Origin of the sequence: Pseudomonas sp. B2M1-30 (assembly GCF_025447575.1) — a bacterium.
GTDB lineage: Bacteria > Pseudomonadota > Gammaproteobacteria > Pseudomonadales > Pseudomonadaceae > Aquipseudomonas > Aquipseudomonas botevensis.
This window is the reverse complement of record NZ_JAOEJT010000016.1, coordinates 100593-114784: the sequence shown is the minus strand read 5'-3', so window position 1 is coordinate 114784 and position 14192 is coordinate 100593. Positions and strand designations below refer to the sequence as shown.

General features: G+C 61.3%; 13 protein-coding genes and 1 pseudogene. 4 read left to right on the top strand and 10 right to left on the bottom strand.

All coding sequences use genetic code 11. The features are described from left to right. Positions 1-39 precede the first annotated feature (39 nt). Positions 40-1977, bottom strand: a complete 1938-nt coding sequence (iolC, locus tag N8H74_RS25360; RefSeq protein ID WP_262151178.1) for a 5-dehydro-2-deoxygluconokinase — start codon at positions 1975-1977, stop codon at positions 40-42. Positions 1978-2288: 311 nt separating this feature from the next. Here iolC and N8H74_RS25355 point away from each other — a divergent pair, with 311 nt between their 5' ends. Beyond that, positions 2289-3209, top strand: coding sequence for a MurR/RpiR family transcriptional regulator (locus N8H74_RS25355; RefSeq protein WP_217834380.1), 921 nt, complete (start codon positions 2289-2291; stop codon positions 3207-3209). 107 nt (positions 3210-3316) lie between these two features. Further along, entirely contained in the window at positions 3317-4432 is a 1116-nt protein-coding gene (locus N8H74_RS25350) for a Gfo/Idh/MocA family oxidoreductase (RefSeq protein WP_262151176.1), read from the top strand. Between the two features lie 37 nt (positions 4433-4469). Here the strand turns inward: N8H74_RS25350 and N8H74_RS25345 are convergent, their stop codons facing one another. The 7 genes from N8H74_RS25345 to N8H74_RS25315 are packed head-to-tail and all read right to left on the bottom strand — an operon-like array spanning position 4470 to position 10915. Continuing rightward, a complete protein-coding gene (locus tag N8H74_RS25345) occupies positions 4470-5501 on the bottom strand; it encodes an ABC transporter substrate-binding protein (protein WP_262151174.1) in 1032 nt (343 codons plus the stop codon). 14 nt (positions 5502-5515) lie between these two features. Beyond that, complete coding sequence (locus N8H74_RS25340; RefSeq protein WP_262151172.1) at positions 5516-6619, bottom strand: FAD-dependent oxidoreductase; 1104 nt, start codon at positions 6617-6619, stop codon at positions 5516-5518. Further along, positions 6616-7959, bottom strand: a complete 1344-nt coding sequence (locus N8H74_RS25335; RefSeq protein ID WP_262151170.1) for an FAD-dependent oxidoreductase — start codon at positions 7957-7959, stop codon at positions 6616-6618. The genes N8H74_RS25340 and N8H74_RS25335 overlap by 4 nt, the downstream gene beginning before the upstream one ends. After that, positions 7956-8246, bottom strand: coding sequence for a (2Fe-2S)-binding protein (locus N8H74_RS25330; RefSeq protein ID WP_262151168.1), 291 nt, complete (start codon positions 8244-8246; stop codon positions 7956-7958). Before N8H74_RS25330 ends, N8H74_RS25335 begins: the two co-directional genes overlap by 4 nt. Next, positions 8246-9040 (bottom strand): ABC transporter permease, encoded by a 795-nt coding sequence (locus tag N8H74_RS25325; RefSeq protein ID WP_262151166.1) that lies wholly within the window; start codon positions 9038-9040, stop codon positions 8246-8248. The genes N8H74_RS25330 and N8H74_RS25325 overlap by 1 nt, the downstream gene beginning before the upstream one ends. Positions 9041-9044: 4 nt before the next feature. Then, positions 9045-9890: an ABC transporter permease gene (locus N8H74_RS25320; RefSeq protein ID WP_262151164.1), complete on the bottom strand. Its 846-nt coding sequence runs from the start codon at positions 9888-9890 to the stop codon at positions 9045-9047. Continuing rightward, entirely contained in the window at positions 9887-10915 is a 1029-nt protein-coding gene (locus N8H74_RS25315; RefSeq protein WP_262151162.1) for an ABC transporter ATP-binding protein, read from the bottom strand. Before N8H74_RS25315 ends, N8H74_RS25320 begins: the two co-directional genes overlap by 4 nt. A gap of 240 nt (positions 10916-11155) precedes the next feature. Between N8H74_RS25315 and N8H74_RS25310 the strand changes: the two genes are divergently transcribed. Then, positions 11156-11986: an IclR family transcriptional regulator gene (locus tag N8H74_RS25310; RefSeq protein WP_217834371.1), complete on the top strand. Its 831-nt coding sequence runs from the start codon at positions 11156-11158 to the stop codon at positions 11984-11986. 90 nt (positions 11987-12076) lie between these two features. On the opposite strand, the gene N8H74_RS25305 is transcribed toward N8H74_RS25310, so the two are convergent. Next, entirely contained in the window at positions 12077-12640 is a 564-nt protein-coding gene (locus N8H74_RS25305) for a hypothetical protein (protein ID WP_217834370.1), read from the bottom strand. 433 nt (positions 12641-13073) lie between these two features. Between N8H74_RS25305 and N8H74_RS25300 the strand changes: the two genes are divergently transcribed. Further along, entirely contained in the window at positions 13074-13475 is a 402-nt protein-coding gene (locus N8H74_RS25300; protein WP_262151159.1) for a hypothetical protein, read from the top strand. Between the two features lie 374 nt (positions 13476-13849). On the opposite strand, the pseudogene N8H74_RS25295 reads toward N8H74_RS25300, so the two are convergent. Then, positions 13850-14173 (bottom strand): annotated as a pseudogene (locus N8H74_RS25295) (phage holin, lambda family). Positions 14174-14192: the final 19 nt, after the last annotated feature.

Here is a 14192-nt window from a genome sequence, read left to right as displayed (position 1 = left end):
GAGCCCTGTGGGAGCGGGCTTGCTCGCGAATGCGGTGTGTCAGGCGCGGGCCTTGCGCCAGGCATCGATCAACTCGACAAAGATGCCCTGCACCTGGCGAATCAGCGTCTCGTCGTCGATTTCCCCGGCCATCCAAGCGCGGCTCGGTTCCTGGAAGATCGTCCGCCCGACGGCAAATCCGCGACAGGTCCGGCTCTGGCGCGCCTGCTCAAAGCCTTCGGCCAACGCCGAGGCCGGTGCGTTCAGGCCCAGCAGCACCACGCCACGGCAGTACGGGTCGCGTTCCTGGATCAGTTCGTCGAGTTGCTGCCATTGCTCGGCGCTTTGCGCTTCGATCTTCCACCACGCCGGGTAGATGCCGAGGTTGTAGAGGCGTTTGAGCGCCCGATACAGCACGCCCGGATGGGCCGATGGATGATCCTTGGGCGGAATGATTTCCAGCAGCAGTTCATGTCCGCTGACCTGGGACGCCTGATACAGCCCCTTGATCTGCGCTTCCTGTTCCAGCCGCAGCAGCGGCTCGTCGTCGGGATGAAACTGCACCAGGCACTTGATGATCTGCTCTTGCGGCCAGGCGATCAGGTTGCTGCCGATCGAGCGACCGTGCTCGAAAGCCAAGGGCCGCGATCCCTGCACTTCCACCGGCCGCGCCACCCACCAGCCACGGCCGGTGGCGGCATTCAATGCGTCCTGGCCGAAACGCTGGTCGGCCAGCAGCCCGACATCGGCCTCGACGCCTTGCTCGCGCAGATCGGCTTCGGCCCGCTCCACAGCCTGGATGAACAGTTGCTTGAGTGCGCCGATGCTGCTCAAGTCGCGCCCGCCGCGTTGCGCCAGTTCCACCAGTTGCCCGCGATGATCGAAGGCGAAGATGAACAGTTGCTTCCACTGTTTGCGTGGCACGCTGACCTGATGCAAACGCTGCAACACTACATCCTGGTCGGGCCGGGTAATCGGCACCGGGCTGTTGAACAGGTAATCGAGTTCGGCGCGGGTCGGCATCGCCGGAGCGCAGGCATGGCGCGACACCACCAGCCCGCCACAGGCATTGGCCAACTGGCAGCAGCGTTCGTCGCTGGCGTCCTCCAGCCAACCGCTGAGGAAACCCGACATGAAGGCATCGCCGGCCCCCAGCACATTGAGCACTTCCACGCGCACACCGGCATGAATGGCGCCGTCCTCGAGCCGTGCCGGGATCTCACCGTGAATCACTGTGCAACCTTGCGGGCCGAGCTTGACCACCAGCGTCGCGGCGCTGAGCCGGCGGACATTGCGTAACGCCGTGAGCAGATCCTCGGCGCCGCCGGCAATCAGAAACTCTTCTTCAGTGCCGACGATCAGGTCAAAACGCGGGAGGATTTTTTGTACGTGCTGGCTGACGTTGCGATCGGCGACGAAACGGGTTTCGCCGTCCGCCTTGCCGGTCAGGCCCCAGAGCACCGGTCGATAATCGATGTCCAGCACCCGTTTGACGTTGTGTTTCTCGGCGTAGTCCAGCGCCTGGATGCTCGCCTTGTAAACGCCGTCGGTGGAGAAATGGGTGCCGGTGATCAGCAGGGCCTTGCTGGCGGCAATGAAGGTTTCGCTGATGTCTTCGGCGCGCAGCGCCATGTCCGCGCAATTCTCGCGGTAGAACACCAGAGGAAAGGTTTCGCGATCCTTGAGGCCCAGCAGGACCATGGCGGTCAGACGCTCCGAATCGACCTTGATGGCGCTGACATCACAGCCTTCGCGAGTCAGGGATTCCACCAGGAAGCGGCCCATGTGGTCGTCCCCTACCCGGCTCAGCATTGCCGACTTCAGTCCCAGCCGCGCGGTGCCGAAGGCGATGTTGGCGGACGACCCGCCGAGGTACTTGGCGAAGCTGCTCACGTCCTCGAGCCGCGCCCCGACCTGCTGCGCATAGAGGTCGACGCCAAGGCGCCCCAGGCAAATCAGATCCAATCGACGTCCACTGGCAAAACGAGTCTGGCCCATGCTGGCTCCTGTTATTTTTATCAGCCCGTGTTCCGGACGACGACCGCGCCGGACACGCTTGGTGGATGCAGACTAAAACGACCGGGATCGAACAATCAATAAATATTCCAATTAATTTTTACGTGGAATATTTTTTCCAATAAACTTGGACACAACCGTTCCAGGCCCAGAGCAATCGTTTCAGCAAGCCTCACCGCCGCGCAAGCTCAAGATTTTCTTCGGGCCTACCCTGTAGACTGCGCACAGCCACCTATTGTCAGGGGACGAGGTGAAGCACCGTCCCTATAAGAACAAGCCAGAAGGATTCCCCAATGTCCCGCACCGATCAGCCGGCCACGACCGAGAGCACGCCCGAGAGCGATCTTGTCAGCCCCCCGATCAATGCCGAGCGTCTGCTGCAACTGATTACCCAGGAATACGAAAGCCTGCCGCGCCAGCTCAAACGCATCGCCAGCTACATGAGCCAGCAAAGCGACCGGATCATGGTCGACCGCATCAGCGACATCGCCCGCGAGTGCGAAGTGCATCCATCGGCGATCGTGCGGTTTTCCCAGCGTTTCGGTTTCAGCGGCTTCAGCGAAATGCAGGCGCTGTTCCGTGAGGCGTACACCCACAAGACCACACCGGTGCAGAACTACCAGCAGCGCATCCGCAGCATGATCGCCAACAAGTCGCAGAAAGCCAGCGGCGGCGACCTGGCGCGCGAGTGCATCAACGCGACCCTGTCGGGCATCGAACGACTGGGGCTGGAACTCGATGACCAGGCCTTCGACAAGGCCGTGGACCTGGTAGTGAATGCCGACAACATCTACGTGGTCGGTGTGCGCCGTTCGTTCGCGGTGGCCGATTACCTGGTCTACAACCTGCAACACACCAACAAGCGCATCCATCTGGTCTCGGGCCTGGGCGGCAGCTACCGCGAACAGATGCGCAGCGTGCGCGCCAATGATCTGGTGATCGCCATCAGCTTCACGCCCTACGGCAAGGAAACCCAGCACTGCCTGCGCATCGCCCAGCACCATCAGGCGAAAACCCTGATCATCACCGACAGCAATCTCTCGCCCCTGGCCAAACGCGCCAACACCGTTCTGCTGGTCAACGAAGGCAGTTCGTTTGCCTTCCGCTCGTTGAGCGCGACGCTGTGCCTGTGCCAGGCGCTGTTTATCGCCGTGGCTTATCGACTGGAGTTGAAGGTCGACGAGATTCACGAGCAGGTCGGGTTCGAGGACTGAGCGGACTGCGTCGACAATTCGTAAATATTTTTTCTAAAAATTGATTAGAGAGAATATTTATTCTACAAATAGGCCTTCTGAAAACAACCCTTCAAAAGGCTCTCGTCATGCGCGAACTCGGAATCGGACTGATCGGCACAGGCTTCATGGGCCGTGCCCACGCTTTGGCTTTTCGTAACGTCAGTGCGGCATTCGAGCTGCCCTTCACCCTTCGCCTTGCCGCGCTGGCGGATGCCGATTCCAGCCGCGCGCAAACCTGTGCCACGGCGTGGGGGTTCGAGCAAGCCTATGGCGACTGGCAGCGATTGATCGACGATCCGAAGGTCAACCTGATCGCCATCACCACCCCCAATCACTTGCACTATCCGATGGCCATGGCCGCCATCGCCGCCGGCAAACCGGTGTATTGCGAAAAACCCTTGGCGGTGAATCTGCAGCAGGCCACGGCCATGCACCGTGCGGCCAGGGATGCTGGCGTGGTCACCCGCGTCGGCTACAACTACCAGCACAACCCGATCATCGGCCTGGCGCGAGCGCTGATTCACAGCGGCGGGCTTGGCGAGATCATCAGTTTTCAAGGCGAATTCAGCGAAGACTTCATGGCCGACCCGGCCTCCCCTTGGTCATGGCGCTGCGAGGCCGAGCATGCCGGCGGCGCACTGGCCGATCTGGGCAGCCACTTGCTGGGCATGGCGCGTTATCTGCTCGGTGATATCGAGGCGGTCTGCGCGGATACCCAGACCGTACACCGCCAGCGCCCTGCGACTGCCGGTAGCGAGGAACAACGCCGCATTGCCGTCGACGATCAGGTCCATGCATTGCTGCGCTTCGCCAGTGGCGCACGCGGCACCTTCAGCAGCAGTTGGCTCAAGCACGGCTACAAGAATCATCTGAGTTTCGAGATCAGCGGCACCATGGGCACTCTGGCGTTCGATCAGGAGCGCTTGAATGAATTGCGTCTGTATCGGGTCGGGCAGGACGGCTTCCAACGCTTGCTGGCCGGGCCGGACCTGCCCGGGTATGCGGCATTCAGCCCGGCGCCGGGGCATCAGTTGGGTTACAACGAATTGAAGACCCTGGAAGTGCATGAGCTGATCATGGCCGTGGCCGGCCAGGGAGCCGCCGGTACGGATTTCGAACAGGCGCTGGCAGTGGAACGCCTGGCGACGGCGATTCGCCAGGCGGCGCGGGAGCAGCGTTGGGTCGATGTCAGGGAGGTGTGATTAGCCTCCCCTGCGGTCGAGAAACAGGCGCTAATCCCTACCGCTCGATCGACCGGCTCCAGCGCGCATTCCACTCCGGCCGCGCCTGGTTCACCTGGTCCCAATCAATCGAGATCGCCGTCTGCAAATACCCCTGCATCGCATCCACCCGCGCGCGGGTCTTGTCGGTGGTCGGGGTGGTCGGGTTCGACGGAATCTGGTCACCCTCCTCCAGCGCCGGGGCCTGGGCTTCGGCGGTCAGCAGGAACGCGGCCAGTTTCTGCGCCAGTTCCGGCTGGTCGTTGCGGGCGATCACGCATTCGGCCACGTTCAGCACCACCGAGCCTTCCTTGGGCTGCGCATATTCCATCGGCACACCCAGCAGTTTCTGCGTGGCAACCTGAGTCGGCGTCAGCGGGAAAATCGCGGCTTCGTCGGTCTGCACCATCTCGGAGATTTTTGCCGAGCTGGCGATGTACTCCAGCACATTGGGGCCGACGGTTTTCGGCCAGGCCTTGAAGCCCGGCTCGACATTGCTCTCATCGCCGCCCTGAATGCGGTTGAACATCAGGAAACCATGCAAACCGAAGGTCGATGAGGCCAGAGACTGGAACACCACTTTCTCCTTGAAGCGCGGGTCCGCCAGGTCCATCCAAGAGGTCGGTGCGGCCCAGCCTTTTTCCTTGAACATCTTGGCGTTGTAGCCAAGGCCGGTGACGCCCAGGGTCACCGCCACGGCCTGATCCTTGATTCGGGCCTTGGCCGGGATTTGCTCGAGGGGCGCACTGGGCGCGAGCTTGTCACACAGGTCCATGGAAATGGCGCGGTACATGATGCCGTCGTCAAGGAACATCACGTGCATCTGCGGATTGTCTTTGTTGGCCTGGACCTTGGCCAGGATATCCGACGAGGTGCCCGGCACGATCACCACTTTGACGTTGTTGGCCTTTTCGAACGCGGGCAGCACCTTGTCGGCATAGACCCGCTCCATGGTGCCGCCGTTCATGCCCAGGTACAGCGTCGGCACGGCGTGGGCGGTGGAAGCGAACAGAGCGAGGGACAGGCAGGACAGCGCAATACGTGTGTTCATGGATGTTTTTCCTCTCAGGCTTGGAAACGACAGATGGAAAACGCTTCGATGGGCTGGCGGCTGGCCCCGTTGCAGACAATCTCTGCCAAGGCTTCACCGACGGCGGGACCGAGCTGGAACCCGGCGCCGGCAAAGCCGAAACCGTGGAGCAGGCCAGGTGTGGTACTGCTGGGGCCGATCACCGGTTCGTGATCGGGTAGATAACCTTCGGTGCCGCTCCAGGTGCGGATCGCCTGGGCGCCCTTGAGAAACGGGTACAACTCCCCGGCGTTGCGCAGGATTTCCAGCACCGCCGCTTGCCCCGGGCGTGCCTGTCGAGGGCCAAGGGCGAAGCCGCGACCGCCGCCAAGAATGCAATTGCCCCGGGCCACCTGCCGCGCATAAATTCCGCCGCCCTCGACCCCGGTGCTGACATTCATCACCACCGGCAACGGCTCGGTGACCAGCATCGCCGGGTGCACCGAGGTGATCGGCACCGACTCGCCGAACTGCGCCGCCACCGTGCCGGCCCAGGCACCGGCGCAATTGAGCAGCCAGGGCGCCTGCAAACGCAGGCCGTTGGCGCAATGCACCTGGAACAGTCGACCGTCATGCTCGATCCAGGTCACTTCAGCCTGTTCGAACACCTGCGCGCCGGACTGTTTTGCGGCGCGGGCGAAAGCGGGCGACACCAGCCTCGGGTTGGCATGGCCGTCCTCGGGACATAACGAGGCCCCCACCGCCACATCGCCAACCCATGGAAACCGCGCACGCAACTCGGCGTAATCCAGCAGTTGCAGACCCAGACCAAAACCCCGCACCGAATCGGCGTAGCGGTGCAAAGCCTCCAGGTCGGCCTGACTGCGCGCCAGCTTCAAATGCCCGGAGCGCACATATTCGCCATCGATACCGATCAGCGCCGGCAAGTCCGCCCACAGCTGATGAGCACGCTGCGACAGCGGCAACTGATGCAACGGCCGGCCCTGACGCCGCACACCACCGTAGTTCACACCGCTGGAATGCGAACCGCAGAAATCCCGCTCCACCAGCACCACACGCTTGCCTTTGCGGGCAAGCATCAGGGCCGCCGACGCACCGACAATCCCGCCGCCCAGCACGATGACTTCAGCTTCGATCATGGCTCCAGCTCCACACCAAACGGCAGCGGTTTGATCGGTGCCTGGCCGCGCAGCCGTCCGACGTTTTCAATCCCGCGCCCACTGCGTTCGGCGACGATTTCCGCTGCCGCCAGTCCGCACATCCGGCCCTGACAGCGCCCCATGCCGACGCGGCAATGGGCCTTGACCCGATTCAGTTCCCAGTGGCCCTGATCGACCACCGCGCGCACTTCGCCGACGCTGACCTCTTCGCAACGACACAGGATCAGTTCATCCGGTGCCTGCTGGGCCCACTGTTCAGGGAAGGGAAACGCGGTTTCCAGGCCATGGCGAAAGCGCTGGATGCCAGCCAGTTGTTGTTCCAGAACGACCGAACGACGCTGATCGATGGCAATGCCCAGATCCTCCAGCACCGCCAGCGCCGCTCGCTCGCCGGCCATTTGCGCGGCGTCGGCGCCCATGATCCCGGCCCCGTCGCCCGCCAGATAAACGCTGTCGATGCTGCTGCGCCCGGCGGCGTCCCGTTGCGGCAGCCAGGCACGGTTCAGGGCATTCCAGACAAATTCACAACCGAGCAAATCCGCCAATTGGGTTTCGCTGCGCAGGGCATGGGCGAAGGCCACGGCGTCACAATCCAGGGCGCTCTCCCCCCAACGAATAGCGCTGACCCGCTGTTCACCGTCGATCTGCGTCAGCGTTGCGCCCTGATGCACGGGGATGCCATGGGCTGCCAGCCAGGCGCGGTAATACACACCTTTGGCCAACGTCGTCGGTTGCCCGAGCAACGCCGGCAACGCCCGGCACTGGGCGCTGAACGGCGCACTATCAAGCACCGCGACCACGTTGGCGCCAGCCTTGGCGTATTGATAAGCCACCAGGTACAGCAACGGCCCGCTGCCGCAAAACGCCACTCGCTCGCCGATGGCACAGCCCTGATACTTCAAAGCGATTTGCGCCGCGCCCAGGCTGTAGACCCCGGGCAAGGTCCAGCCTGGCACCGGCAGAATGCGGTCGGTGGCCCCCGTAGCGACGATGACTTTCGAATACTCGAGACTGTCGGCGCGGCCGTCGCTGAGCATATCCAGACGACCGTCCTCGGCGTTCCACACCAGCGTCTCCGGGCGGTAGTCGATCAGCGGCGCCAACTCATCCATCGTGCGATGCACAGCCTCGGCCTTGTGCGCCTCGAAACCATAAAGTTGCCTGGCCGAGCGCCGGAAGTTGGCGGGCTGACGCCGGTAGATCTGCCCGCCCCCGCGCAGGCTTTCGTCCACCATGCACGGCATCACGCCATGGTGCAGCAGGGTCTGCGCCGCACTGATGCCTGCCGGGCCGGCACCGACAATCACCACCGGCTTCATGACTGACGCCCCGGGTCGCGGCTGATGGCCTGGCCTTCTTCCAGCAACGTCGAACAAGCCCTCACCCGCCGACCATCCGCCAGCCGTACCCAGCAGTCCTGGCACGCGCCCATCAGGCAGAATCCGGCACGCCGCTCGGCGCTGAAATCACTGCCGCGCAGGTGTTCGGCGCAAGTCAGCACGGCGGTCAGCAGGGTGTCGCCGAGCAGTCCCGTGGCCGGTTGCCCGTCGAGGGTGAAAGCCAGCGTCGCGCGCTCGTTTTCTGCCAGTCGTTTGAACAGCGCCATCAATGTTTCCCCACCAGCACCCGGTCCAGGCCATAGACCCGGTCGAGCAGAATCATGGTTGCCGCCGTCAGTGCGATCACCAGCGCCGAGACCGCCGCCATCATCGGGTCGATGGACTCGGTGGCGTACACATACATGCGCACCGGCAAGGTTTGCGTGGCCGGCGAACTGACAAAGATCGACAGCGTGACTTCATCGAAACTGTTGATGAAGGCGAGCAACCAGCCACCGGCAACGCCGGGCAGGATCATCGGCAAAGTGATCTGCCGGAACAGCGTGAAACGGCTGGCACCCAGGGATTCGGCGGCCTGTTCGGCGCTGCGATCGATACCGATGGCAGCGGCCAGCACCAGCCGCAACACGTAGGGGGTGATGATTACGACATGCGCCAGCATCAACCAGGTGAAGCTGCCGTTGACACCCATCAGCGCGAACAGCCGCAACATCGCCACGCCCAGGACCAGATGCGGAATGATGATCGGCGACAGAAACAGCGCACTGAAAAAGTTGCGCCCCACAAACTGATAACGGCTGATCGCCAGGGCAGCCGGCACCGCAATCAGGGTCGCCAGGGTCGCGGCGGTGAACGCCAGGATCAGGCTGTTATAGAACGCATGGATAAAATCGGCGCGCTCGAACACCGCGCGAAACCAGCGCAGGGAGAAGCCCGAAGTGGGCAGGCTCAGAGTGTTTTCCGGGGTGAACGCCACCAGGCACACCACCACCAGCGGCGCCATCATGAACATCACCACCAGGCCATGAAACCCGAGGGCCAAAGGACCGTTTCTGGACATGCGCTTAAACCCCCAGGGACTTTTTGTAACGGCTTTCGAGCATGCGGTTCCAGCTCAGCATGATCAGCAGATTGACCAGCAGCAGCACCACCGCAATGGTCGCGCCCATGGGCCAGTTGAGTTCCGAGAGGTACTGGTCGTACACCACCGTGGCGACCATTTTCAGCCGACGTCCGCCCAGCAGGCCCGGGATCGCAAAGGAGCTGGCCGCCAGACCGAACACGATCAGGGTGCCGGACAGCACGCCCGGCATGACTTGAGGCAAGACGATCTTGCGCATCACCGTGGTCTGGCTGGCTCCCAGCGAGAGCGCCGCCTGCTCTGCCGACGGGTCGAGCTTTTGCAACGAGGTCCACACCGGAATAATCATGAACGGCAGCATCACGTGCACCAACGCGATGACCACGGCGAACGGCGTGTACAACAGCTTCACCGGACGTCCGCCCAAGGCCTGGATCATTTGATTGATCAGGCCGTCGGCGCCCAGCAGCAGGCTCCAGCCGAACGCCCGCACCACCACCGAAATCAGCAACGGCGTGAGGATCAGAATCAGAAAAACCGAGCGCCACGGTGTGCCCATGCGGCTGAGGATGTAAGCCTCCGGCACACCGATAACCACGCACAGCAGAGTCACCAGCGCGCTGATCCAAAAGGTGCGCCAGAAAATTTCGTAGAAGTACGAATCGCTGAACAGCGACAGGTAGTGTGCCAGGGTCCATTCATCGGCCTTCACGCCCACCTGATAGTCGAACACGTTGAACGACAGCACCAGCGTCAGGCCCAGCGGCACAATCAACAGCCCGGTAAACAATGCCAGGGCCGGCAGCGACAGCAGATAGCCCCGACTCATGCGCGCACCTCATCGGCCGCCAGCACCCGCAGCAGACTCGCCTGCCAGTCCAGTCCCACCGCCGTGCCGCAACGCAGCGGCGCATCGCCGTCGTTGCTGCGCACCACGGTGATTTCGCCGAGCGCGGTGTTGACGTGATACAGCCACTGGCTGCCGAAGAAGTAGCGGTTGATGACCTCGCCTTGCAGGCGTCCGGAACCGGCGTCCACCAGACTGATTTTTTCCGGGCGCAGGCTCAGGGTCAGTGCGCCTTCGCCGCCGGCATGACGCACCTGGGGGACTCCCGATTCGTCATAGTCACCGGCCAGAAGATTGGCCTTGCCGACAAAGTCGGAAATGAAGCGCGTGCGCGGATGTTCATACAACTTGTACGGCGCGTCGATCTGGGTCACCCGCCCGGCCTGCATCACCACCACACGATCGCTGATGGACAGCGCTTCGGCCTGGTCGTGGGTGACCATCAGCGTGGTGATGCCGACGGCGCACTGAATGCGGCGGATTTCGAACTGCATCTCTTCGCGCAGGTTGGCGTCGAGGTTGGAAAGCGGTTCGTCGAGCAGCAACACCGGCGGTTCGATCACCAGGGCTCGCGCGAGGGCCACCCGCTGACGCTGGCCACCGGACAACTCGCGCGGGTAGCGCTCGGCGTGCTGGCTCAGGCGCACCAGTTCCAGCACGGTCCTAACCTTGCTGGCGATCTCGGTGGCCGGCACTTTGCGCATCTTCAGGCCGAAAGCAACGTTGTCGAGCACGGTCATGTGCGGGAACAGCGCGTAACTCTGGAACACCACGCCCAGGCCACGACTGGCAGGCTTGGCGTGAGTGATATCGCGACCGTCGAGCAGGATCTGCCCGCCGCTGACATCCACGAATCCGGCGATCATTTGCAGCGTGGTGGTCTTGCCGCAGCCCGAAGGACCGAGCAGGGACACGAATTCGCCCTTCTCGACTGCAAGGTCGGTGGCAACCACCGCATCGACGGCGCCGTAGCGTTTGCTCAAGGCGTTGAGCTGGAGAAATGCCATATCTGCGTTCCACCTTTTTGAGTCGCGTCGGGACGCGCTTTTTTGTTTTGGGCAGATGCGAAAAGGGTCTAGCGGGTGCGGTGGCGCTCGATTGGAACCGGCTGCCGTTTGTTGTTCATTTCGCCCCTGTGGACGCAGATTAGGACGAAGACTAGGATGGACGGAAGATAGAATTTCACTGAATGAAGCAGTTTTTTCATTTTTATTCATTCAACAAAATTTGTATCAGGTAGATCATCAATGGATTCCACTGAGCGGAATGAAAGTGCGAAAGAAGTGGGTGCTGGCGCGGTGTCCCGACTGTTCGCGCTGCTGCGCATCCTGGGAACGGTGCCTGAAGGCGGTGAGCGCGTGACCCAACTCGCGCAACAGGTGGGCCTCTCGCAACCCACCACCCACCGCCTGCTGCGCAGCCTGATGGACGAAGGCATGGTCGAGCAGGACGTGCGCACCAAACGCTATCGACTGAGCCTGGAGTTCTTCGCCCTCGCGGCCAACGCCGGCAATACCGGCAACCTGCGCGATCTGGTGCGACCGAGCATGCTGCGCCTCAGCGCATCGCTGGGAGACTCATTGTTCCTCCTGGCGCGCAGCGGCTTCGATGCAATCTGCCTGGACCGCAGCGAAGGCCCCTACCCGATCCGCACCTTTACCGGCGATATCGGCGGACGCGTGGCGCTGGGCGTGGGGCAAGGCAGCCTGGCGATCCTCGCATTCCTGCCGGAGGAAGAACGCGAAACCGTGATCCGCTACAACCTGCCACGGCTCAAGGACTTTCACCTGTACGACGAAGTGTTCCTGCGCTCGGAAGTCGAGAACGTTCGCCGCCAGGGCTACGCCGCACGCAACACCGGGGTCCTTGAAGGCATGGCAGGTCTGGCGGTGCCGATTCTGGATCGCAACGGCCATGCGGTGGCGGCGTTGAGTGTGGCGACCATCAGCGATCGACTCGGGCCGAGCCGGTTGCCGATGGTGGTGGAATTGCTCAAGCGTGAAGCGGCGGGGATCGGGCCGAAGATCAATCCGTTTGATCCGACATTGCGCCGGCCTTCGCAGGTATTCGACAGCTAATCGGTGTGAAAACAGCCAGAAACTGAAAAGCCCTGACAATGACTGTCAGGGCTTTTTGTGTCGCATGAAATGACTTAGTCGCCAGTCACATCACGCTGGAACGAACTTGCCAGTCCCACCGCCGAAAAACTGCCCACTGATCGTGCCATATTGCGTTGGATGAGTCAGCACTGTCAGCAAACGGTTGCCTTCATACAAGGACAGCGACAACGTGCCTCCGTTGATCGCCAGTTGCAGCGTCAGCGGAACGTTGACGAGGTTCTCCGCATCCGGCACGGTTCCCTGCAAGTAGGCATTGGAAATGTCGATGTTGCTGCCGGAGCCCGAGGCTTGACCGATGAAGCGAACCTTGGTGCCTTGCTGTGGCGCTTCAGGCCCGATAATGGCGAGCGACGAACTGATCTGGATCGTTTCAGGATGCGGCGCGCAGCCACAACCACAACCTTCAAAACAGAAATAGCCACAGACGTTTTGCTGACATCCGCAGCCGCACAACGATTGCGGATGAACGTTTTGGTTGAGAACTTCCTGCAGCGCGGGCTTTGCACTGAGAACCGCTTGCCGGCTTTTGATTTCCGCATCAAAGGCAGCTCGCGACTGCTTGCTGAACGCTTCGACCTGGTCAGGTTTGATGTCTTGCAGAGAAAGAGTCATCGTTAAGTCCTTTTATTATTCAGGAAACACCTGGAGACAATCCGCCTCTCACGGGCCGGCGCCTTCCAGGCGCACATGCCGCGGAATCCTGACTCGCGGCCTGTCTTTTAAAGCACAGATTCAGGACCCTTTCCAATTTTCTCCATTCGAAATCCTGCAGTTCGTCGCTTTGCATTTTTGCTCTAGCAAGACCCACCGCTCTGCCAACCGACACCTGGCACAACGGCCGACGAGCCTGCGCCGTGGAGGATTAATACATGGATGAAGTGGCTTGCAGCCGACAAACGACAGGCACGGACCGGCCGGCATCGCCGTCGGTGAGCCCTTGGTCGCGGCCCGGTACGTGAACGGGGATCACCCAGGGCTTGAAATAGTGGCTGGATGCCGGTAATCCCCCCCCGCGAATGGCGCTATGGAACCCAAGGCAAGAAACATGGAGAACCTGACAAAACTGCGCATTGGCCTGACAATTGGAGCAATTGTCGGCTTTCTGCCTATCACTCTGCTTTTCACAGCGGGGCTGATTGGCATCTTCATTCCTGCCATGTTTATTCCTCCCACAACGCCCTTCGTGGTAGCAGGATCCATTGGTATCTGCATCATCTCGATTTTCGGCATCGGCTCGGCCTGGAAAATCTACTCACTTGCGATGGCAGCCTCACCCAATCTTCGAAACAGTCGCCTACTTGCGTTCAGTGCAGTGGTTACCATGTCCTGGGGCTTGATCATCGCTTACTACACCCGCGAAATCCCACAAGCCACATGTATATTCCTGATGCCTGGGATAGTTTCATCGATCATGCTCGCAATTACCCAAAAACGAGTCCGAGCCTGAGAAGGCCTTCTCGCAATATCAATCGCTTATTCGTTTTGGGGCGCCCGACAGCACACCAATCACGTCGCATGCCGCGACACAATTTGCTGATTCGCGAAACGTGTCGCGACAAATCCATAAGCGATCGATCGGTCAGTCGAAGCCCCATTCATCCGTTTCACTGGAAAATGAAAATCCAGCTACTACGGTGTAGGAATTGACTTAAAAGGGGGTCGCCATGGAAGAAGTATTCATCGTGCAAAAGAAACCCGCTAACGGCGTTTTGAACGGTTTCTACTATCGAATCGTCGATGTCCGCACAGGCTAGGCGATCAATCAAAATTTCCTTCAGGCTGTGCAGGCAGAAACTCATTGCCACGAGCTGAATAAGCAACTCAACTGCCCCGAACAAATTGAAGCGTAGAAGCACCCGTCAGGACGACGTATTCAGGCTTCCGACTTGGGAGCTTGAAGTCAGTCACCCGGTCCACGATGTTGCGGATCTTCTCCACGCCCAGGAAACCAGCCCAACCGCCAGAAGGGTGCCATGCTCTGTGGCAGGTCGAAGAAGTCCAGGCCACTGATGATGGTTAAGGTCAGCCCGCCGCAAATTGCGCCCTCCACCAGCATCTGGCGACGGGTGCCGCCTCCGTAGGTGATATACAGGCATGCGCAGCCGCATAGAGGATCGACGAATACTGGCTCAACGCACTATCCAGCTATCGACGTCCAGGCCTT